This window comes from Arthrobacter sp. PvP023 (genome assembly GCF_017832975.1).
Classification (GTDB): domain Bacteria; phylum Actinomycetota; class Actinomycetes; order Actinomycetales; family Micrococcaceae; genus Arthrobacter.
The window spans coordinates 285,102-306,590 of sequence record NZ_JAFIBI010000001.1; the positions used below are offsets into that span (position 1 = coordinate 285,102).

Consider the following 21,489-nt stretch of genomic DNA (forward strand, 5'->3'; position numbering starts at 1 on the left):
TGAGTTGCCTCCCGAAGGACCGTACGGGCAGTCGCCCTGCCTTCAGTACCGCGCTGACGTCAGTGCTGGATGAGGGGGCTCAGTTTGGCAGCCCGCTCGGCCGCGCCGGCCATTCCGAGTGATTCGAGCCAGTTGCCCAGCATCTGGTAACCGCCCTCAGTGAGGACCGACTCCGGGTGGAACTGCACGCCACAGAGCGGTGCCGTCCGGTGCTGCAGGCCCATGATCACGCCGTTTGCCGTCTGGGCTGTGATCTCGAGGATGTCCGGGATGGTTTCGCGGACAGCGGCCAGGGAGTGATACCGCGTGGCAGTAACAGGGGAGGGAAGTCCCGCGAAGACGCTGCCTCCTTCATGCTCAACAAGGGACGTTTTGCCGTGCATCAGCTCCGGCGCGTGCGTCACCGTGGCTCCGTAGGCCTCGGCCAGTGCCTGGTGTCCCAGGCAGACGCCGAACATCGGCTTGTCGTGGCTGCCGCACCATTTGATCAAGTCAATGCAGACCCCGGCCTCCGCAGGGGTGCCGGGACCCGGCGAGATGAGGACGCCGTCGCGCGCGTCCGCCATCTCGATTGCCTCAGCAAGGGTGACGTCGTCGTTTCGGACCACCGTTGTTTCGGCGCCGAGCTCCTGGAGGTAGCCCACCAGGGTGTAAACAAAGCTGTCGTAGTTGTCTACGACCAGGATCTTGGTGGTGCTCATTGTCGAGTTACTAAACCAATCGTTGAGTCGGTGAACTGGGTGAACTGTGACATCCAGGGGAAGAGGAGCTGAACCATCAATACCAGCACGCCGGCCAGCAGCACCAGTGACGTAGCAATCCTGAACCACAGCGGCCCGGGCAGGTGGCGGAAAATCCATCCGTACATGGCGTCAGCCCTTCCCTAGTGCCTTGGCCACCTGGGCCGCGATTTCTGCCGGTGGTCCAGCCGAGGCGGGCTGCCAGTGGTCCAGCAAGGAATAGGCAATGATGCGTTCCTGGGAGCCGAAGCGCGGATTGCAGCTGGTCATGGTGAGGTAAGCCTCCGTGGGCCGGGCGGCGGGCTGCGTAGGCACGGGGAGCAGCACATCCGTGGCCGACGGAAGCACGATCTGGTTGTTCCTGAAGACGTAGACATAGAACCCGTCCCTGGTTTGGACGTAGATCTTGTCCCCAGGTACCAGGGTGTGGATGTTGTCCAGGACCGCTCCGTGGGTCTGGCGGTGACCGGCCACAGCAAAGTTGCCGGTTGCCCCTGGCATCGCCGTGTCGTTGTAGTGGCCAAGGCCCAGCGTATCCAGGACATCCGTGGAGGTTCCCTGCACGATGGGCCGGGTGTAGTCCGCGCCAAAACGGGGGATGTACATGATGCCGATGGTTTGGCCGTGACCGGGCGCTTCGGCGACCTTCGGCGGACCGTAGTCGGCCGGGGCGGGTGTCGGGGAGACAGGCTCATCGGATGCCGCGGGAGCCGGGGTACCGCCCAGTTCCTGGGCAAAATTCCGGATCGTCTCGCTCTGCTTCGCATCGGACTCCACATTGGTCCACCAGAGCTGCCATGCGACGAACAGGAGCAGGATGATTCCCACCGTGATCAGCAGCTCACCAACGATCTGGACGACTTTCCGGAGAACTCCGACGCCGCGTGCCGGCACGGCAGCAGTCGTCTCCTTCTCCAGCAACACCACGTGGTCTCCTCAATCGGCGGCCTGAACTGGCGCCGGTGTGTTCTGAACTACAGCTAGAATTGGCTGCTAGTAAGAATTCAGACCTGACCAAGGGCGCCAACCCCGCCGGCATATTCCTTCCTGCAGGATATCAAGCCGGAGGCTCCGCCCTTGATTCAGCCCGACGAGGAGGACCCGTGCCCGAGTCAAAGCCACGAAAGAAGACCGCTGCCGCGGAAAAGCCGGCTTCTGTATCGCAGGCATACAAGCCGAACGCGGTGTGGTTCAAGCCCGTCATGTTCGGCCTGATGATCCTCGGGCTGCTGTGGATCATCACCTTCTACATCAGCGAGGGCGCCCTCCCGGTCAGGGATTGGGGATCCTGGAACATCGTGGCCGGATTCGGCATTGCCATCGCCGGATTCTTGATGACCACCCGCTGGCGTTCCTAGCCCCAGGCTTGCGTTTGGCCGGCACCGCCCGGCAAGCACCCCGCGTTTAACGAAAAAGTCGGACCGGCACATTGTGCCGGTCCGACTTTTTTGTTGCTGGTTTATTGCCGGCCGCTGCTCACTACTGGCCGGGGTTGAGCACGTGAATCGCCAGGTCGGTGCCGGCGTCGGACGTTACGGAAATCTCCACGCCGTGACCTGCGACTTTGACGCTTCCGTACGGGTTGTCGGAGCTGTAGTAGGCCAGCGGGTCGCTGTCGTTGAACACTCCAATCGGGGCGCTGCTCGGTGCGCAGGCGTCAAGTGAGCTGATCGACGTACTGCGCTTGGTACCGGTCTGCACTTCCTTCGCGATGCACAGCGGATCCGTAGCCTCCAAACCGAAGGTCGCGTCGAACGGCTGGCGGCTGTTGCCGGGCATCGTGCCGTCGGACCACTTCAGCGGCGCCGGCCGGGCATCCACGGGCAGCGCCGAACCGGCGCCGGGGTGCGCCGAAACGTTGTTGTCCGCGTACGAGTCGTCGACGTACCAGACCAGCATGCCGTTCTGGTACTTGAAGAAATCCACCCAGTTCGGTGCCGTGATGCCCTTGGTGAAGGCATATGGGCCCTCCGCGAGCGTCGCATCGAACCCCATGTACTCCCGGTTCTCCACGAGGTAGTACTGCTCAGTGGTCCGGGTGACGGAGCCGCTGCTCAGTTGCCACGAACCCTCGGCAACCCACTGTCCCGCGCCGGATTCGACGTCGTCACTCAGGATTACGGTCTTTCCGGCCGAAATCCTGATGTCGTCAATGAAGGCACCGGGGTTGTGGACGCCGCCGTCGGTCTGGTACCTGAAGCGGAACAACGATTCCAGGCCGGCGGCGTCATAGGAGTAGCGCAGCTGCCCCCAGCCGGCCGCTCCGCTGAGCGCCCGTCCCGCTGAATTCCAGGTCTTGCCACCGTCGGTGGAGTACTCACCATAGAGGTAGTCGTAGTTCGCCTCTATGTCGTACCAGGCGTTCGCTGTAACGGTTACCCGCGACTGCGCCGGAACGGCATGGGTCAGGGATTCATTGAGGTTGTCCGCGCTGCCCGTCCACCATGCCTTGATCCCTGAGGAGGGAGCTGTGTAGTTCGTGGTGGTTGTCTTATCCGGCAGGTTGACCCGGACGGCCTGGTCCTTGCCGTCAACCTGAAGTTGGGACGGGTTCAGGACAAAGTCACCGCTGGAGCCCGCATTCACTGTGCTGTGGTCAAGCCAGCCAAGGAAAAGCTTCTCTTCGGGTCCCATCAGGCCCGGGGTGGTTCCGATCCCTTCATTGGCAGCAGAACCGTGGCCCAACCAGGAGCCTGAGCTCATGAGGGTCCAGAACGCTGTGCTGTTGGTGGCAGCTCCGGTGGTGTCATAGAAGTCCGGCAGTCCGAGGTCGTGGCCGAATTCGTGGGCAAAGACGCCGACTCCGCCGTTCTCGGGTTCCGTCGTGTAATCACCAAGCCAGTATTTTGAGGACCCGATCCGGGTGCCGCCGGAGAGGTTACCCTCCGGTCCGGCAGAGCCGAACTGGTTGCCGAAGGCGTACCAGCGGTGGGACCAGATTGCGTCCTCGCCCAGGGTGCCGCCGCCACCTTCCTCGCCTTCCCCGGCGTGGACCGCCTGGAAGTGGTCGATGTAACCGTCCGGTTCATCGAAGTTACCGTTCCCGTTGAAGTCGTAGCGGTCCCACACATCGAACTGTGCAAGGTACGCGTCAATTTCAGCCGGTGTCTTGCCGGCCGCCAGCTGGGAATCCCACCACGCGTTGCCGGAGTCCCGGACAAAAGCCCATGCGCCGCCCGTGTCCTCGGTGGCGTTGTCGCCGTAGAAGGATCCGTTGTTGGGCACCTTGACCCAGTTCGTCACCGTATTTGTTACCGAGTACTGATTGTTGGAGACGGCCTCGTAGTAGCCCTTCATTGATTCGCCGCTGCCATTGAAGAGTTCTTCGTAGTAAGCGGGGCTGAAGTCCTTGGTCCACAGCGTGGTGTTGTCCACCGAGCGGTCCGGTTCCGCAATCGTATTGTGCAACGGACCGGGCGTCGTTCCGAACCGCCCCGAGCCTTGGTCGCCGAACTCGGCCAGGATGGTGAAGATCTTGTCCTGCCTGGCGGTCTCTACCTCGGCGAACTTGTCCGGCGCCAGCTGCACCACGCCGTCTTCATTGGCTTTCGCCTGCCCCTTGGCCACCTTTTCAAGAGCTGCCTTCCGCCGTTCAACGAGTTCCTTCGTCCGCGGTCCGGGGCGGTTGTCCTGCCGGATTGCCGCGGCGGCTCCGCCCGACCCGTCGTCAACAGGTGGTGCGGCTACGGCAGGGGCCTGGATGCTGAGCATCCCGAGAACGACCCCCGCCACGCCGGCCACGGCAATTTTGGTTTTCCTCACACGTACCTCCCAGTAATTTGTGATCAGAGCCACAGCATAATGTGAGAGTGTTCGTTCGGCTATGAGTTTCGCGGTCACCGGCGCATGTCCTTCCCGGTCGCTGAATATGCTGGAGTCTGCAGCATGGTGCAGGACTAGCTAAGGACCCCAGATGACCCCGGACGAACGCGGCACCATCATCGGCAGTGACGGCCTGGCCCGGCCACCGTGGGCTGCGGCGGACCCGCTGCTCCAGGCGTACTACGACACTGAATGGGGCATGCCGGTCCGTGACGAGCAGGGCCTGTTCGAACGCATCAGCTTGGAGGCCTTCCAGGCCGGATTATCCTGGGCCACCATCCTGCGAAAGCGACCCGCCTTCCGGTCTGCATTCCACGACTTTCAGCCCGACACGGTGGCAGCGTTCACCGAAGAGGACGTCGAACGCCTGATGCTCGACGCCGGCATTGTCCGGAACCGGCTCAAGATCAGGGCCGCCATCACAAATGCCCGCGCCACCATCGCACTGCGGGACGACGGCGGTCTGGTGGACTTCGTCTGGAGCTTCCAGCCGTCGGTGACGCCACGACCGCAGAACCACGCGGAGATCCCCACAACATCGCCTGAGTCCGTTGCCCTGTCCAAAGCCCTGCGGGGCAAAGGTTTCGCCTTCGTGGGACCCACCACGATGCACGCGCTCATGGAGGCGATCGGCATGATTGATACCCACCTGGTGGATAGCCACCGGCGGGGCTCCTCGGGCGTGTGGACGGAGCGGCGCTGAGTTGTCCTGAGCTGTGGGGAAACTTATCCACAGTGTTGAAAACTTCGGGACTGATGCGCGGGAATTCCGCTGGCCACGGCCTGCGCGGACTCGCTCAGTGGATGAATAACAGGGGTCGTAAGTTATTAACACTGTGGATTGTCTGTGGATAACCAGCCGGGGATCGGAAATTCGCCTGCGCGGGGGGTCTGACTCCGCCCTGGACTCCGGTTGCAGCCGACGGCGTCCGCGAGGCGGAGTTATCCACTTACGAACAACGCTATCCCCAGAAGTTATCCACAGGTGGGGATAAAGCGGGGGATAATTGGCTCCGCCGGGCCAAAGAGGGCGCCCTCCCGCTGAATTCCTTGGTCACGCTGAGATCTGGCGAGTTATTAACACTGTGCATAACCTGTTGACTGGCTCCGGGACTGATCGCGATTGAGACGCCGATGGCGCTCTTCCGGCCCCCTGGAGCGGGCGGCGGGCAAGTCCGTTTACTGCGCCGCGGGGTGTTGACGGGCCGGCGAACAGATTCGGCACTGGCGCTAGCCGGTCAAGCACCCGTCCCGCCAGCCAAGTTGTCCACTTAACCACAGGGCGGAGGAACATCTTTATCCACAGATGTGGACAATCTCCCGGCTTCCTGTCGATAATCGCCAGCTGGCAAGGGCTCCGTGGGGGAGCGGGTCTGAACTACACGCATGTAAGTTACCAACAATGTGGATAACCACTGTGGAAAACTTCCCGGCGGGCGGCTGGCGCCTGCAGCACCGGACGGAAAGGGTTCGTTCTGGCATGCCGAAATCCACTGAGGCCAGGAGTTGTGGGTCAGCAGGCGGCTTGGTGTGCGGCAGCGGGAAGCAGGCGGCTTGGTGTGCGGCAGCGGGAAGCACGCGGAGACGCGGAATGGGTCGCAGGGCGGCGGATGGGCCCCAGGGCGACAGAATGGGTCGCAGATGGGCCGCAGGGCGGCGGACCGCAGGCAGCGGCATGGGCGTCCGCACACGCAGTCGCAGACCGTCGGGTTAAAGGCCGGAAGGGGCCCGGGAATTGCTTAGGCGCCGGCCATTCGCAAGGCGGTGGCCCCGACTAGCAGGCCCAGCACGAGCACAAGGCCTGCCGACTGCCAGAGCCAGCGTCGCGGACCGCGGGGGGCGTAAGCGATGGCTGCGGCGCAGGCAGCACCCGTGACCAGGCCGCCAAGGTGGGCCTGCCAGGCAATCTGGGGGACGATGAAGCCGATGACCCCATTGATGGCGATCAGCACCCATAGCTGCTTCGTATCCCCGCCGCGGTGGCGCTGTACCACCAGCATGGCGCCGAAGAGTCCGAAGATGGCACCGGACGCCCCCACGACGCCGGCGAGCTGCTGGCCGGGAGTATAGGCCGGCGTCAGCAGGAGGTAACCGACGGATCCGCCTACCGCAGCCAGCAGGTAGAGCGCCAGGAAACGGATACGCCCGAGGAGGGGTTCAAGTGCCTGCCCGAACATCCACAGCATGTACATGTTCAGCGCGATGTGAAGGATGAAACCCTGGGAATGGAGGAACGCGGACGTCAGCATGCGCCATGGTTCGAAGACCCCGTACTCGGGGGTGGCGTAGACCGTGGCGAAAGCGAAATTCTGGTAGATCCCGTCATTGGGAACTATCCATTGGAGCACGTAGACGAGCGCGCATACCGCGATGATCCCGAACGTCACCACGGGCCGGCCGGCGACGGCGGTTCCGCCGTAGACCGTCCTGGCTGCCGGCGTCGTACGTTTTGTTTCGTTGACGCAGTCAATGCATTGGAATCCGACGGCGGCCGCCCGCTGGCATTCCGGGCATGCCGGGCGCCCGCAGCGCTGGCACCGGACATAGGAAGGCCTGTCCGGGTGCCGGGGGCACACCGGAATCTGTGCGGACGGCTCGGCCGCCGGAATTCCGTAGCTCATGAGGGGTTAGAGCTGCTCGACATCGATGCTGTTAATAACAACGTCCTCGACCGGGCGGTCGCCCATGCCGGTGCGGACACCTTCGATGGCATCCACGACCTTCTTGGATTCCTCGTCAGCGACTTCACCGAAGATGCTGTGCTTGCCCTGCAGCCAGTCGGTGGGGATGGTGGTGATGAAGAACTGCGAGCCGTTGGTGCCCTTGCCCATCTGGATGCCGGCGTTGGCCATGGCCAGCTTGTACGGCTCGTTGAAGGTCAGTTCGGGGTGGATTTCGTCGTCGAACTTGTAGCCCGGTCCGCCCACGCCGCGGCCCAGGGGATCGCCGGCCTGGATCATGAAATCCTTGATGATGCGGTGGAAGATGGTGCCGTTGTACAGCGGGGTTCCGGTCTTGTCCTCACCGGTTTCCGGGTGGGTCCAGGCCTGCTCGCCCGTGGCCAGGCCAACGAAGTTCTTAACCGTCTTGGGCGCATGGTTGCCGAAGAGGTTGACGACGATGTCGCCGAGGCTGGTGTGGATGGTTGCTTTTGCAGTTGCGATGGCAGTCATAGGCCCATTGTTCCACGTCGGCCCAGCACGGCATCAGGCCTTCCAACCAGTTCCGCGCTAGGTGAAATCGGCCGGAAACGGCTTTGGAGAATAGCCGGTGGAGGTCAATCCACGTAGGCTAACAACAGAACCGTCACATTAATCGGGAGGTAGTTGTGAAGAAATCGGATCGTATTGCCCGTGACCTGGAGCAGTCAGTCAGCAGCGCGGTAGAGAACGCCAAGGATTGGGCAGCCCCCCGCGTAGAAGCAGCCGTGGACTGGGCGGTTCCCCGCCTGCAGCACGGCATTGACACAGCATCCCCGAAGATCCAGGAAGGGCTCAAATCTGCGGCCCACAACCTGGCCGACGGCGTTGCCACCGTAACGCCGCGCATCCAAGACGGGCTCGCACACCTCGCGCCCAAGATCCATGACGTTGTGGACAGTGCCACCCCGCGCCTCCACGAAGCACTGGACAAGGCCACCCCCGTCATCTCCCAGGCCCGCGACCGCGTGGTGGTGGAATACCTGCCCAGGCTCTCGGACCAGATCGGCCACGCTTCCGAGGCAGTGCACCGCACGCTCGAAAGCGCACCGGCGCACGTGGATGCCGTCGCCCAGAAGCTTGCGGATTCCGGCGTTGTGCATTCCATCCAGGATCAGGCCCAGGCCGCAGGCCACCAACTCAAGGCCGCAGCAGCAGAGGCCACCCGGGTTGTCACCGGCGAAGTGGCCAAGCCGCAGAAGCCGAAGCACCGCGGACTTCTTATTTTCGGCGTCATCGCAGCAGCCGTCGCCGCCGGCGTCGCAGCATGGAAGGCGTCCAAGCCCGTTGAGGATCCTTGGAAGACCCCCGCGCCGGTAACGCCCGCACCAGTTGCCGCCACCACGGTCAACGACGTCACTGCCGCGGCCAAGGACGCCACGGCAACCGCTGGCGAAAAGGCCGTTAATGCAGCGGACGCCGCTGCCGATGCGTCAGACGACGCAGCGGCGAAGGCTGCCGACGCCGCCGAAGATGCCAAGGACGAGGCTGCCAAGGTTGCTACGGATGCCAAGACCGCTGTGAAGAACATCGCTTCGAGCATGAACAACGGTTCCGCCAAGGCAAACGAGAACTAGAAACCGGCCGTCACGGGACGGCATAACAACAGAGGAGGCCCGCACATTTGTGTGCGGGCCTCCTCTGTTGTTTCCCCGACCTTCACCCGCAGTCCCGGGCTGCGGCCCACAAGGGTGCTAAATTTGTGGTGATGTCACCCGATAGATCCCCCGAGGATGCCTCGCACGACGCTGCGCTTATGCCGGGCGTATCCATCGTCATACCGGCATACAACGAGGCAAGCGTCATCAGGCAGTGCCTCATTGCGGCCATCTACCAGTCGGTGCCGGCGGCGGAGATCATCGTTGTGGACAACATGTCCAAGGACCGCACAGCGGACATAGTGCGCCAGATGCAGCAGGAATATCCGGAAAGTCCCATCATCCTGTTGAGCCAGGATCGGGACCAGGGCCTCATCCCGACCCGGAATTTCGGCCTCAACCACGCCACCGGCGATGTCCTGGGCCGGATCGATGCAGACTCCGTGGTGGAACCGGACTGGGTGGAACAGGTCCAGAAGGCCTTCCTCGACCCCGCCGTCCAGGCTGCCACCGGCCCGGTGGTGTATTACGACATGCCGATGCGCCGCTTCGGGCTCAAAGCGGACGACAAGATGCGCCAGCTAATGCTCAAGCTTGCCAAGCACCAGTACCACTTCCTCTTCGGTTCTAATATGGCGCTGCGCCGTTCAGCCTGGGAAACCATCCGGGACGAAACCTGCCGGGATGAAAAAGACGAGATGCATGAGGACATTGATTTGTCCCTGCATCTGGCGGACCATGACCTGCGCGTGCAGTACTGGCCCCAGATGGTGTCCGGAATGTCCGCCCGCCGCCTCGAGGACTCACCGCGCGACTACCGGTACTACGTGACCAGGTTCGACCGAACCTATAAGGCCCACAACGTCAAGAAGATGGCCCTCAAGGCACCCATGGTGGTGTTCTTCTCCGTGTACTTCCCGGCCAAGCTCCTGCGGGCCATTCACACCGTGAACTCCGCCCAGCCCGTGCGCCGCGGCGGCCAGTAGCTCCAGCCCGGCTCTCAGGCCCGGCGCCCCCACCAGCACCAGCGGGGCTCAGTCCGTTCCCAGCTCCGCCAGGCGGGCTTCGCCGGCCGGCGGGGGCCGCCTGCGCCGCTGCCCGGCCACCACGACGGCGAGCCCTACCAGAATGAGTGCCAGCCCGGCATAGGTGCCTCCCGGCAACGTCTCAGCCAGGAACACGGCGGCCAGCACCGCGGCACCGGGAATCTCCAGCAGGATGATCATCGAAACCAGCAGCGGGCTCATGGTGGCCAGCAGGTGGTTGAAGGCCGTATGCCCCACCAGCTGGGCGCACACGGTAATGGCCACGATCCCCAGCCAGCCGGCCGCCTCAAAGCCCACGAGCGGCTGTCCGGAAGCGAGGGCCAGCACTGCAACCAAGGACGCGCACATGCCGTAGCAGAGCGTCGTATAGGTACCGGTGGTCATGGTTTCGCGTGCCTTGCCGCCCGCCAGCGTGTAGAGGCCGGCCAGCGCGCCTCCTGCCACCGCCAGAACGTCCCCGAGCAGGGCATCCGGCGAGGTGCCCATGTCGAACCCCGTGATGGCGACAACGCCGCCGAACGCCATTCCAAGGCCCACCAGTACCTGCCAGCGGTGGCGTACTCCCCGGAACAGCTGGAACACTGCGATCCAGCCGGACTGGAGGCAGACCAGCGCCGTGGCCGCGGCTACGGACGTGAGCTGGAGGGAGGTGATGAAACACGCGAAGTGCAGGGCAAGAGCCACTGCAGCCAGGGCCGACCAGCGGAAATCGCGGCGCGTCACCTTTTCGAACTGCCGGGGATTGCCCACCAGGACGGGGGTGGCCATCACGACGGCTCCGATGGCATTCCGCCAAAAGGCGATGGCCAGCGCACTGACAGTGGTGGCGCCCAGTGTAGCGGCGATGAGGGGCCCGGATGAGGCCACGCCGAGCACGCCCAAGGTGGCAAGGAAGAAGGTCACCGTTCCAACAGTAATGGTGCCTCCGTGGAGCCGGCGACGTGGGCTGTCATGGACGACTAGGCGAAGCGCAACGACGGAGGGCAAAGCAAAAGGCCCCGGATTGCGTTTCCGCATTCCGGGGCCTTCCTTATGGTGGAGGCACGGGGACTCGAACCCCGAACCCCCTGCTTGCAAAGCAGGTGCGCTACCAATTGCGCCATGCCCCCATAAGAAGCAACCCGACAATCATACCCTAGTTCCGGAGGCCTTCTTACCAGCGTCCAGACCGGGGATCCGAACTAATCGACCGTGTCAGTCGATTCGCTCCAGACCGTTTTCCGGGCTTCGGATTCCTGCACCTTCTTGAAAAGCAAAGCGCCTGCGACAGCCACTGCAACAACCAGCAACTTCTTCACATGCACCCCGTTCCGGTCCGGTTTTATCCGAACCATTTCCAAAACCTGTGCAGGTTCCGTGGGCGTACCAGGACTTGAACCTGGGACCTCTTCGTTATCAGCGAAGCGCTCTAACCGCCTGAGCTATACGCCCCGATGCCTCATCGGGCCGAGACATGACTTTACAGCACATCCCGGCCCGATCTCAAATCGAGGCATTTCGCGGGTGGAATCCCGCGAAATTCCGCGGACTAATCGTCCGTGAGGGTCACACCGATGCCGCCGACAAGGGTGGCGGAAATGTTGTACAGCACGGCGGAAAGCATCGACAGGGCTGTCAGGAGCACAACGTTCACCACGGCGATGATGACCGCGAACGAGGCCACCTGGCCCAGCGAAGCAACCTTCTTCAGTTCGAAGCCGCCGCCTTCGGAACCGGCGAGGGTTCCCAGCAGGCTATCCACCTGGTCGAAGATGCCCGTCAGGTCCAGGACGGTCCACAGGACGATTGCCGCAACGACAGTGACGATGCCGAGGGCAACCGACAGCAGGAAGGCCATCTTCAGCACGGACCAGGGGTCTACTTTGCTGATGAGAAGCCGTGCACGGCGGACCTTGGCCTTCGGAGCCGGCTTAACCAGGCCCGGGGCACCCTGGGCGCCGCCCTGGGCAGGGCGCTGGGCCGGGGCCCCGGGGCGTTGACCCTGGGGTGCCTGGCCGGGGCGCTGTCCCTGTGCCGGGCGCTGACCGGGGACCACCGGGCGCTGGGCCGGAGCACCCGGCGTCGAAGGCCGCTGCTGGGGACGTACGGGGGCGTTCACGCGCGGAGCGGACGCCGGCTGCCTGATCCCGCCGGGAGTGTTGCTGTTCGGCTTGGGATATGAGTCGGAATTACTCACTCGTTACCTCCGGTATTTTCTTCGTCCAGCTCAACGTCGTCCGATGACTCGTCGGATTCCACGGCCGGTGCTGAATCTGCCTCTGCGGACCCGCCATGGGATCCGGCACCTTCAGCCAACGTTACGTCATCCCCGGCCGCAGCCGGGCTTCCTGCCGGGTTTTCCGGGTCGATGGCTTCGGCCTCCTCACCCTCCAGGCCGCGTTCGCTGTTCCGCGCCACTTCGATGATGCGGTCGTTCTTGTCCGGCTTGGCGAAGATGACGCCCATGGTGTCGCGGCCCTTGGCAGGCACTCCGGCCACCGAGGACCGGACCACCTTGCCGCCTTCCATGACGACGAGGACTTCGTCCTCTTCCTGGACAATGAGCGCACCTACCAGGTGGCCCCGCTCTTCCTGGTATTTTCCGACCTTGATACCAAGTCCGCCGCGGCCCTGGAGGCGGTATTCCTCCACTGCGGTCCGCTTGGCATAGCCGCCCTCGGTGACGATGAAGACGAACGAGCCGTCCTTGACGACGTCGGCCGCCAACAATTCGTCGTCCTCGCGGAACTTCATGCCGGTCACGCCGGACGTGGCACGGCCCATCGGGCGCAGCGCATCGTCGGTGGCCGTGAATCGGATGGACTGGCCCATTCGTGAAACCAGCATCAGGTCATCGGTTTCCGAGACAAGCTGGGCGGAGACGAGTTCGTCGCCGTCGCGCAGGTTGATCGCGATGACGCCGGCGGAACGGTTGGTGTCGTAGTCCTCCAGGCGGGTCTTCTTCACCAGGCCGCGCTTGGTGGCCAGCACCAGGTACGGGGCATGCTGGTAGTCGCGGAGGTCCAGCACCTGGGCAATGTGCTCGTCCGGCTGGAATGCCAGCAGGTTGGCAACGTGCTGGCCCTTGGCATCACGTCCCGCTTCCACGAGTTCGTAGGCCTTGGCGCGGTAGACGCGTCCCAGGTTGGTGAAGAACAGCAGCCAGTGGTGCGTGGTGGTGACGAAGAAGTGTTCCACAACGTCGTCTCCGCGCAGCTGGGCGCCCTTGATTCCCTTGCCGCCGCGCTGCTGTGAGCGGTAATTGTCGCTGCGCGTGCGCTTGACGTAGCCGCCGCGGGTGATGGTGACCACCATTTCCTCTTCGGGAATGAGGTCTTCCATGGACATGTCGCCGTCGAAGCCCATCAGGATCTTCGTGCGGCGGTCATCCCCGTGCTTGGCGACAATCTCGGAAAGCTCGGTGCTGATGATCTCGCGCTGGCGCTCCTCCGAGGCGAGGATGGAGTTGTACTCCGCAATCAGGGCCTCAAGTTCGGCGTGCCGGTCCTGGATCTTCTGGCGTTCCAGCGCTGCAAGCCGGCGCAGCTGCATGTCCAGGATGGCCCGGGCCTGCAGCTCGTCGATGTCCAGCAACTGCATGAGGCCGTCGCGGGCCGCTTCGGTGGTGTTGGATGCGCGGATGAGGGCAATGACTTCATCCAGCATGTCCAGAGCCTTGAGGAGGGCGCGCAGAATGTGCGCCTCTTCTTCGGCCTTGCGCAGGCGGTACCGGGTCCGGCGGGCGATGACGTCCATCTGGTGGGCAACCCAGTGGCGGATGAAGGCATCCAGGCTGAGGGTCCGCGGCACGCCGTCGACAATGGCCAGCATGTTGGCCGCGAAGTTGTCCTGCAGCTGGGTGTGCTTGTAGAGGTTGTTCAGCACCACCTTCGCCACGGCGTCGCGCTTGAGCACAATCACCAGCCGCTGGCCGGTGCGGCCGGAGGTCTCGTCCCGAAGGTCGGCGATGCCGGAGATCTTGCCGTCCTTGACCAGCTCGGCGATCTTGATGGCCAGGTTGTCCGGGTTGGCCTGGTACGGCAGTTCGGTGACCACCAGGCAGGTACGGCCCTGGAGTTCCTCAACATTCACCACGGCCCGCATGGTGATGGATCCGCGGCCCGTCCGGTAGGCGTCCTCGATCCCCTTGTGGCCCAGGATGGTGGCACCGGTCGGGAAGTCCGGGCCCTTAATGCGCAGCAACAGCTCTTCCAGCAGCTCTTCGCGGCTGGCGGTCGGGTTGGCCAGGTACCACTGCACGCCGTCGGCAACCTCGCGGAGGTTGTGCGGCGGAATGTTCGTGGCCATGCCGACGGCGATGCCCGAGGAACCGTTGACCAGCAGGTTGGGGAAGCGGGCCGGCAGGATGGTGGGTTCCTGGTTCTTGCCGTCATAGTTGTCCTGGAAATCGACGGTTTCCTCGTCGATGTCGCGGACCATCTCCATGGCAAGCGGAGCCATTTTGGTTTCGGTGTACCGCGGTGCTGCTGCGCCGTCATTGCCGGGCGAACCGAAGTTGCCCTGGCCCAGGGCAAGCGGGTAGCGCATGGTCCAGTCCTGGATCAGGCGGACCAGGGCATCGTAGATGGCGGTGTCGCCGTGCGGGTGGTACTGGCCCATGACCTCGCCCACCACGCGGGCGCACTTGTTGAAGGAGCGGTCCGGGCGGTAACCGCCGTCGAACATGGCGTAGAGAACCCGGCGGTGGACCGGCTTGAGGCCGTCGCGGACGTCCGGCAACGCGCGGCCGACAATAACGGCCATGGCGTAGTCAAGGTAGGAGCGCTGCATTTCCGTCTGCAGGTCCACCTGCTCCACGCGGTCGACCAGCACGTCGCCCTCCAAAACGGGCTCAACGGGGCCGGCGGAATCCGCGGGAACCTCGGGTGTTTCGTCACTCATAGTCTATATTTTCCGTTTCAGGTATATGTCGCTTCAAGAATACTTACGGGCCGTTCGGAGGCCTGTTAGATATCCAGGAACCTGACATCCTTGGCGTTTTGCTGAATGAAGTTTCGGCGTGATTCAACGTCTTCGCCCATCAGCACGGTGAAGATCTGGTCGGCCGCGAGGGCGTCGTCCATGGTGACCTGCAGCAGTGTCCGGTGGTCAGGATCCATGGTGGTGTCCCACAGTTCCGTGTAGTCCATCTCGCCAAGGCCCTTGTAGCGCTGGATGCCGTTGTCCTTCGGAATGCGGCGCCCTGCTGCCTGCCCGGCCAGGAGCCGGGCGTCGCGTTCGCGGTCGCTGTAGACATAATCGTGGGGGGCGTTGGACCATTTGATCCGGTACAGCGGCGGCTGGGCCAGGTAAACATAGCCGTTCTCAATCAGCGGCCGCATGTAACGGAACAGCAGTGTCATCAGCAGGGTGGTGATGTGCTGGCCGTCCACGTCGGCATCTGCCATGAGCACGATCTTGTGATAGCGCAGCTTGGCGAGGTCGAAGTCCTCGCCGATGCCGGTGCCGAAGGCAGTGATCATGGATTGGACCTCATTGTTGCCGAGGGCCTTGTCCAGGCGTGCACGCTCGACGTTCAGAATCTTGCCTCGCAGCGGGAGGATGGCCTGTGTTTCCGGGTTCCGGCCGCGCTTGGCCGAACCGCCGGCGGAGTCACCCTCCACGATGTAGACCTCGCATTTCTCCGGGTCCTTCGAGGAGCAGTCCGACAACTTGCCCGGCATGCCGAAGGACTCCAGCGGGCTCTTGCGGCGTGCGTTGTCGCGGGCCTTGCGGGCGGCCATGCGGGCCTGCGCTGCGGAAATTGCCTTGCGGATGACGTCGCGGGCCGGGCCGGGATTGCGCTCCAGCCAGTCGCCCAGGCCGTCGGTGACCACGCGCTGGACGAAGCCCTTGACTTCGGAGTTGCCGAGTTTGGTCTTGGTCTGGCCTTCGAACTGGGGTTCTGCCAGCTTCACGGAAATGACGGCGGTGAGGCCTTCGCGGATGTCGTCACCCGTGAGGTTGTCGTCTTTTTCCTTGATGATGTTCTTCTCCCGCGCGTAGCGGTTGATGAGCGACGTCATGGCGGCACGGAAACCCTCTTCGTGGGTTCCGCCCTCGTGCGTGTTGATGGTGTTGGCGTAGGTGTGGACACTCTCGGAGTATGCGTTGGTCCACTGCATCGCCATTTCCAAGGCGATTTTCCGTTCTTTGTCCTCGGTTTCGAAGGCGATGACGTCCTCATGGACAACGTCTACCTTCTTGCCGGAGTTCAGGTGTTTCACGTAGTCCAGCAGGCCGTCGTCGTACTGGTACACAACCGTCCGGTATTCGGCGGCGACTTCACCTTCGGTGGGAACGGTATCGAGATCCAGGTCCTCGTCTTCTGACGATTCCAGCGCATCGCGGCGCTCATCCGTCAGCGTGATGCGCAGGCCCTTGTTGAGGAACGCCATCTGCTGGAAGCGGGCACGCAGCGTTTCGAAGTCGAATTCCGTGCTCTCGAAGATGCTGGCATCGGGATAGAACGTCTGCGTCGTACCGGTCTGGTCCGTCTCTTCGCCCTTGACGAGGCTGCCCTGGGGTTTGCCGCCGTCGGCGAAGGACATCCGCCAGACGTGGCCCTGGCGCCGCACTTCGGTGTCCACGCGGCTGGAAAGCGCGTTGACCACGGAGATGCCCACGCCGTGCAGGCCGCCGGAGACGGCATATCCGCCGCCGCCGAACTTTCCGCCCGCATGCAGGATGGTCATGACAACCTCAACCGTGGGTTTGTGCTCGGTGGGGTGCATGTCCACCGGGATGCCGCGGCCGTCGTCCACCACTTTGACGCCGCCGTCGGCCTGCAGAACAATTTCAATGTGGGTGCAGTACCCGGCCAGGGCTTCATCCACGGAGTTGTCCACCACTTCGTACACGAGGTGGTGGAGGCCGCGGGGCCCCGTGGAGCCGATGTACATGCCGGGACGTTTCCGGACAGCTTCGAGTCCTTCAAGGACGGTGATATCGCTCGCACCGTACCCCTTGCGTTCGGCTGCCTCCGCCGGCGCATCAGGTGTACGGGCATCCTCAGCTGCGGGTTCCACTGCCGGGATATCTGCATTGTCGTTAGCCACAGGCGCTTTCGACTCCTCTGTATTCGTATGGCCGGCCGTCACCGTCTCCGATAGAAGAGGCTCCTGCCAACAGGCACGTCACTGATGACGCCGACTACTTCGTTGGCTGTCGGAACCGTGCCCCGGCCGCAAAAAAGCGCCGGAAAACGGACTCAGTCAACGTTTCACCGGCGCCCAGTTATCTACCACGATTCTACCGTGCTGGAGAGCGTAATCCCGCATTCCAGGCCCGTAAACGCGCGGGAATATGGTGCTGGCAGGCCGTTGGCCCCGCCTGCAAGGCTCCAGCGGTCCGGGTTCTGGGTTCCTATACGCCCACGGGGCGTTGGAGCGCCCTACACGCCGTTTGGCCATTTTTCAAGAGTCCGTGCCAGCGGCTGCCGGGGACGCAGGGGCAGCCAAGGTGTTCCGCGCTATCCGTACGTGTCGCGGGGACCGCGGCCGTTGACCGTCCGCCCGCCCTTCCGCCAGCTCGGAGCCGCCGGTCCAAGGACCTGGATCTTGGTGACTACGCCCTCGCCCAGTTCGGTCCGGAACTTCTCCAGGAGGCTGAAGCTGAGCAGGCGCAGCTGGGTGGCCCACGCCGTGGAATCGCACCGCACATGGAGCGTGGTGTCGGTGAAGCTCTCCGGGGTGCAGTGCGCCGAAATTTCCGGTCCCACAAGGGTGCCCCACTCCGCCATCACGGAACCGACCGCCACCGGTGACGTCCAGCCGCGTTCGGCCACCAGCCGTCCCACCACTTTGCCCAGGCCCAGCGGGTCCCGGCCCGTGCCGTGGAACTGGGTGAAACCCCGGGTCCCCGCGCTGCTGCGTCCCGGTTTCTTGGCTGCGCCGCCGGGAAGCGGAGCCTTGCGGCGGATTTCACCGCGGGCAGCGGCCGCCTCGCGCATCCTGTTGAGCGCGGCCTGGGCAGCGTCGATGTCGTCGGGATCGCGGCCCGGCTGCAGGCCGCCAGCATCTTTATTCATCGGGATTCCGACTCATCGATTCCTCCGGGGACCACCTTCACCCGCCGCCCGGCCAGCTCTTCTGGGATATCGGCGTCGACGGCGGCGGTCACCAGCACCTGTTCGGCACCGGATACTATTGCCGCCAGTTTACGCCGGCGCTGGACGTCGAGTTCAGCAAACACGTCGTCAAGGATAAGGATCGGTGCGGAGCCTCCGGTGCGCGCGTCGTCGAGCATCACGTAGTATGACGCCAGCCGCAGGGACAGGCACATGGACCACGTTTCGCCGTGCGAGGCATACCCTTTCGCCGGCGCCTCGCCGAGGATGAGTTCGACGTCGTCGCGGTGAGGCCCCACAAGGGAAATGCCCCGTTCCAGTTCCTTGCGGCGGGACGCCGCAAAAGCCTGCACGTAGCGTTGGGTGAGTTCATCGACGGACAGTGACCGGAGGTCCTCAACGCGTTCGACGGCGGCGGGTTCCGCAGCGTAACCGGCGCCGTCGTCGTCCATCATTCCCTGGAGCGTGGACCGGTAGATCGCGTCCGCCTCCTTGGACCCGTCAGTCAGCTGGGTATAGGCAGCTTTCAGGTGGGGCCGGATCCGTTCCACCAGTTCCAGGCGCGCGTGAAGCAGCTCGGCGCCGGCCCGGGCCATGTGCTGGTCCCACACATCCAGGGTGGCCTCGTGGCCGGCAGTGAACTTGCCGGCCCGGCCCGATTTGAGCAGCGCATTGCGCTGCTTGAGGACGCGGTCGTAATCCGATCTGGTGGCGGAATGTCGCGGCATGAGGCTGACCAGCAACTCGTCGAGGAAACGCCGGCGGTTGGACGGATCCCCCTTCACCAGCGCAAGGTCTTCCGGTGCAAAGAGAACCGTCTGGCAGATGCCCAGGATGTCGCGGGCACGGACGGGATTGCTGCGGTTGATGCGTCCGCGGTTCGCGCGGCTGCCGTTGATTTCCAGCTCCAGCACAGTGGACTGCCCGCCCCGGACCAGCTTGGCCCTGATCAGCGCGCGCTCGGTACCGAAGCGCAGCAGGGGGGCGTCCGAACTCACGCGGTGCGAACTGAGCGTAGCAAGGTACCCGATGGCCTCCATGAGGTTGGTCTTGCCGATGCCGTTGTACCCCACAAGTACTGTCACGCCGGGCTCGAGGGTGAGGTCCACCTGGGCATAACTGCGAAAATCGGTCAGCGAGAGCTTTTCTAGGTACACGCGGTCTTCAGGATTCCCGGACTGCTCGGAGTGCCGCTACTTGGCCGGACGGGTGGCATGCCCGCCGAACTGGTGGCGCAGCGCGGACACCATCTTCATGGCCGGCGAGTTGTCCTCGCGGGACGAGAAGCGGGCAAACAAAGCCGCTGTGATGGCCGGCGCAGGAACTGCATTGGCGATTGCCTCTTCCACGGTCCAGCGTCCTTCCCCGGAATCCTCGACGTAGTCGTCGATCGAGGCCAGGCCCGGATCCTCGTCCAGGGCCTTGACCATGAGGTCCAGCAGCCAGGAACGCACAACCGTTCCCTTCTGCCAGGCGCGGAAAGTGCCCGGCAGGTCCGTGACGATGTCCTTGGCGGCCAGCAGTTCGTAGCCCTCTGCGTAGGCCTGCATAAGCCCGTATTCGATGCCGTTGTGCACCATTTTCGCGTAGTGGCCCGCGCCGACGCCGCCAACGTGGACGAAGCTATCCGCCCGGTCACCTTCGGGGCGGAGTGCGTCAAAAGCGGGCATTGCCCGTTCAATGTCGGCGGCATCGCCGCCGGCCATCAGGCCGTAGCCGTTCTGCAGGCCCCACACACCGCCGGACACTCCGCAGTCCGCGAAGCGGATGCCCTTCTCGGCCAGCGCGGCGCCGTGCTTCTGGTCTTCGGTGAAACGGGAATTCCCGCCGTCGATCACCAAGTCGCCGGCGTCCAGCTTGGAACCCAGCTCGGTGATGACGGCGTCGGTGATCTCGCCTGCCGGAACCATGACCCAGATGACGCGCGGAGCCGGAACAGCCGCGATGAGCTCGTCCACCGTGGCGACGTCCGTGACGTCAGGGTTGCGATCGAAGCCGGTGACTTCCACGCCGCCCTTGCGCAGCCGCTCGCGCATGTTGAAACCCATTTTTCCAAGGCCGATTAGTCCGATGTGCACGGTAGGAGCTCTTTTCTGCGCTGGTGTGGTGGAAGGTGCCGCGGCTGCTGCCTAGTTGGGCAGGCGCACCGGCATGACCAGGTAACGGTAGTCGTCCTGGTCTTCGCCGTCGGCGTCGACCTGTGCCGTGATCATGGCGGGCTTGGGTGCCGTGGTGAAGGAGAAGCGTACGAACTTGGTTTCGATTACGCTCAGGCCCTCAATCAGGTAGTGCGGGTTGAATGCAACCGTGATTTCATCGCCGGTCAGCTGGGCTTCAAGTTCTTCCGAAGCCTGCGCGTCTTCGCCGGTGCCCGCGTCCAACTGGAGCTGGCCATCGGTGAACGCCAGCCGGACAGGCGTATTGCGTTCGGCAACCAGGGATACGCGCCGGACAGCCTCGACCAGTTCCTGGGTCTGCACCGTGGCGTGGATCGGGGTGGCATCCGGGAACAGTGAGCGGATCTTGGGGTAGTCGCCATCCACGAGGAGGGACGTGGTGGTGCGTCCGCCGCTTTCGAAGCCGATGAGCCGGCTGTCGTCATCCGCCAGGGCGAGGTTGATGTCACCGCTGTTGCCCAGCGTTTTTGCAACTTCGTTCAAGGTTTTGGCCTTGACCAGGGCACTGGTGGAGATTCCCGGGGTGACAGGCTTCCAAGGTACCTCGCGCATGGCCAGACGGTAGCGGTCGGTGGCCAGCAGTGTGATGAGGTCGTCCTCGATTTCCATCCGGACGCCAGTGAGGATCGGCAGGGTGTCGTCCTTGCTGGCCGCGATGATCACCTGGGATACGGCCTGCGCGAAGGAATCTCCCGGGACTGTTCCGCTGATGGTGGGCAATGCCGGCAGCGGCGGGTATTCCGCCTCGGGCATGGTGGCCAGGTGGAAGCTGCTGCGCCGGCAGGTGAGCGTGACTTTGTTGCCATCGGTTTCGACGTCGACGGGAGCAGACGGCAGGCTGCGGCAGATGTCTGCGAGCAGGCGGCCGGAAACCAGGATGGTGCCCTCAACGCTGATGTCGGCCGGGATTTCAAGGCGGGCCGACGTTTCGTAGTCAAAACTCGAGAGGCTGACGGTGCCTGCTTCGGCTTTGAGGAGGAGCCCGGAAAGCACCGGAACCGGAGGCCGCGGAGACAACGACCGGGCGGTCCATGTGACGGCTTCTGCCAGGACGTCCCGTTCGACTCTGAACTTCACGGAAGGGTGCCGCCTTTCATTGCTGCTGCCATTTTTTCAACGCGAACTCCCGCAGGGAGCTCGAAAAACCTGCTCCCGGACACCGGAACCTGCATGGTCCGCGCTTGCTGAACCACAAACAGACCCAAGGATGGGAGCGCTGCTGACAGCTTAGCCGGAAGATTCAGGATTTCCCCATCCCCGGCCGGCCCGGAGGCCCCTCGGGGCCGAGGCCACGAGGCTCTGTGAGGCGGGGAACGAGATTGTTGTTTGAGGGAATTTCAATTTCTTGGGATTAGTAGTG

General features: G+C 63.7%; 19 protein-coding genes and 2 tRNA genes. 4 read left to right on the top strand and 17 right to left on the bottom strand.

Going from position 1 to position 21,489, the window contains the following annotated elements; translation table 11 throughout:
* Positions 1-59: 59 nt before the first annotated feature.
* From JOE31_RS01360 to JOE31_RS01370, 3 genes are read right to left on the bottom strand one after another with little or no spacing between them, the layout of a single operon-like run.
* The gene (locus tag JOE31_RS01360) at positions 60-701 is read right to left on the bottom strand and encodes an aminodeoxychorismate/anthranilate synthase component II (protein ID WP_209741796.1); all 642 of its coding nucleotides are present in this window, start codon (positions 699-701) and stop codon (positions 60-62) included.
* Complete coding sequence (locus tag JOE31_RS01365; RefSeq protein WP_209741797.1) at positions 698-868, bottom strand: hypothetical protein; 171 nt, start codon at positions 866-868, stop codon at positions 698-700. Before JOE31_RS01365 ends, JOE31_RS01360 begins: the two co-directional genes overlap by 4 nt.
* A gap of 4 nt (positions 869-872) precedes the next feature.
* Positions 873-1,667, bottom strand: a complete 795-nt coding sequence (locus JOE31_RS01370) for a class E sortase (RefSeq protein ID WP_209741798.1) — start codon at positions 1,665-1,667, stop codon at positions 873-875.
* A 176-nt stretch (positions 1,668-1,843) separates the two neighbouring features.
* Here JOE31_RS01370 and JOE31_RS01375 point away from each other — a divergent pair, with 176 nt between their 5' ends.
* Positions 1,844-2,098, top strand: a complete 255-nt coding sequence (locus tag JOE31_RS01375; RefSeq protein ID WP_209741799.1) for a cell division protein CrgA — start codon at positions 1,844-1,846, stop codon at positions 2,096-2,098.
* A 121-nt stretch (positions 2,099-2,219) separates the two neighbouring features.
* Here the strand turns inward: JOE31_RS01375 and JOE31_RS01380 are convergent, their stop codons facing one another.
* On the bottom strand, positions 2,220-4,502 hold the full coding sequence (locus JOE31_RS01380) for an immune inhibitor A domain-containing protein (protein ID WP_209741800.1): 2,283 nt from the start codon (positions 4,500-4,502) through the stop codon (positions 2,220-2,222).
* 151 nt (positions 4,503-4,653) lie between these two features.
* On the opposite strand from JOE31_RS01380, the gene JOE31_RS01385 reads away from it, so the two are divergent.
* The gene (locus JOE31_RS01385) at positions 4,654-5,265 is read left to right on the top strand and encodes a DNA-3-methyladenine glycosylase I (protein WP_209741801.1); all 612 of its coding nucleotides are present in this window, start codon (positions 4,654-4,656) and stop codon (positions 5,263-5,265) included.
* 1,036 nt (positions 5,266-6,301) lie between these two features.
* On the opposite strand, the gene JOE31_RS01390 is transcribed toward JOE31_RS01385, so the two are convergent.
* Both JOE31_RS01390 and JOE31_RS01395 read right to left on the bottom strand, forming a co-directional pair.
* The gene (locus JOE31_RS01390) at positions 6,302-7,183 is read right to left on the bottom strand and encodes a rhomboid family intramembrane serine protease (protein WP_209741802.1); all 882 of its coding nucleotides are present in this window, start codon (positions 7,181-7,183) and stop codon (positions 6,302-6,304) included.
* Positions 7,184-7,189: 6 nt separating this feature from the next.
* The gene (locus JOE31_RS01395) at positions 7,190-7,735 is read right to left on the bottom strand and encodes a peptidylprolyl isomerase (RefSeq protein ID WP_011689883.1); all 546 of its coding nucleotides are present in this window, start codon (positions 7,733-7,735) and stop codon (positions 7,190-7,192) included.
* A 155-nt stretch (positions 7,736-7,890) separates the two neighbouring features.
* Here JOE31_RS01395 and JOE31_RS01400 point away from each other — a divergent pair, with 155 nt between their 5' ends.
* Positions 7,891-8,838 (top strand): hypothetical protein, encoded by a 948-nt coding sequence (locus JOE31_RS01400; protein ID WP_209741803.1) that lies wholly within the window; start codon positions 7,891-7,893, stop codon positions 8,836-8,838.
* Positions 8,839-8,969: 131 nt separating this feature from the next.
* The gene (locus tag JOE31_RS01405) at positions 8,970-9,845 is read left to right on the top strand and encodes a glycosyltransferase family 2 protein (RefSeq protein WP_011689881.1); all 876 of its coding nucleotides are present in this window, start codon (positions 8,970-8,972) and stop codon (positions 9,843-9,845) included.
* 48 nt (positions 9,846-9,893) lie between these two features.
* On the opposite strand, the gene JOE31_RS01410 is transcribed toward JOE31_RS01405, so the two are convergent.
* The 11 genes from JOE31_RS01410 to dnaN all read right to left on the bottom strand — a co-directional run bounded on the left by JOE31_RS01410 (position 9,894) and on the right by dnaN (position 21,206).
* Positions 9,894-10,808 (bottom strand): DMT family transporter, encoded by a 915-nt coding sequence (locus tag JOE31_RS01410; protein ID WP_209741804.1) that lies wholly within the window; start codon positions 10,806-10,808, stop codon positions 9,894-9,896.
* Positions 10,809-10,938: 130 nt separating this feature from the next.
* Positions 10,939-11,014, bottom strand: a tRNA-Ala gene (locus JOE31_RS01415).
* 72 nt (positions 11,015-11,086) lie between these two features.
* Positions 11,087-11,239 (bottom strand): DLW-39 family protein, encoded by a 153-nt coding sequence (locus JOE31_RS01420; protein WP_245198902.1) that lies wholly within the window; start codon positions 11,237-11,239, stop codon positions 11,087-11,089.
* Positions 11,240-11,262: 23 nt separating this feature from the next.
* Positions 11,263-11,336: transfer RNA gene (locus tag JOE31_RS01425), tRNA-Ile, on the bottom strand.
* A 97-nt stretch (positions 11,337-11,433) separates the two neighbouring features.
* Positions 11,434-12,081, bottom strand: a complete 648-nt coding sequence (locus JOE31_RS01430; RefSeq protein WP_209741805.1) for a DUF3566 domain-containing protein — start codon at positions 12,079-12,081, stop codon at positions 11,434-11,436.
* Complete coding sequence (gene gyrA / locus JOE31_RS01435) at positions 12,078-14,786, bottom strand: DNA gyrase subunit A (protein ID WP_209741806.1); 2,709 nt, start codon at positions 14,784-14,786, stop codon at positions 12,078-12,080. Before gyrA ends, JOE31_RS01430 begins: the two co-directional genes overlap by 4 nt.
* A 65-nt stretch (positions 14,787-14,851) precedes the next feature.
* On the bottom strand, positions 14,852-16,942 hold the full coding sequence (gene gyrB / locus JOE31_RS01440; protein ID WP_209741807.1) for a DNA topoisomerase (ATP-hydrolyzing) subunit B: 2,091 nt from the start codon (positions 16,940-16,942) through the stop codon (positions 14,852-14,854).
* A 413-nt stretch (positions 16,943-17,355) separates the two neighbouring features.
* Positions 17,356-17,913 carry a DUF721 domain-containing protein gene (locus JOE31_RS01445; protein ID WP_011689876.1) on the bottom strand — a complete coding sequence of 186 codons (558 nt, stop codon included), beginning with the start codon at positions 17,911-17,913 and terminating at the stop codon, positions 17,356-17,358.
* Entirely contained in the window at positions 17,910-19,109 is a 1,200-nt protein-coding gene (gene recF / locus JOE31_RS01450; RefSeq protein WP_209741808.1) for a DNA replication/repair protein RecF, read from the bottom strand. The genes JOE31_RS01445 and recF overlap by 4 nt, the downstream gene beginning before the upstream one ends.
* A gap of 36 nt (positions 19,110-19,145) precedes the next feature.
* Complete coding sequence (gene gnd, locus JOE31_RS01455) at positions 19,146-20,030, bottom strand: phosphogluconate dehydrogenase (NAD(+)-dependent, decarboxylating) (protein WP_209741809.1); 885 nt, start codon at positions 20,028-20,030, stop codon at positions 19,146-19,148.
* A gap of 51 nt (positions 20,031-20,081) precedes the next feature.
* Positions 20,082-21,206 carry a DNA polymerase III subunit beta gene (gene dnaN, locus JOE31_RS01460; protein WP_209741810.1) on the bottom strand — a complete coding sequence of 375 codons (1,125 nt, stop codon included), beginning with the start codon at positions 21,204-21,206 and terminating at the stop codon, positions 20,082-20,084.
* Positions 21,207-21,489 lie beyond the last annotated feature (283 nt).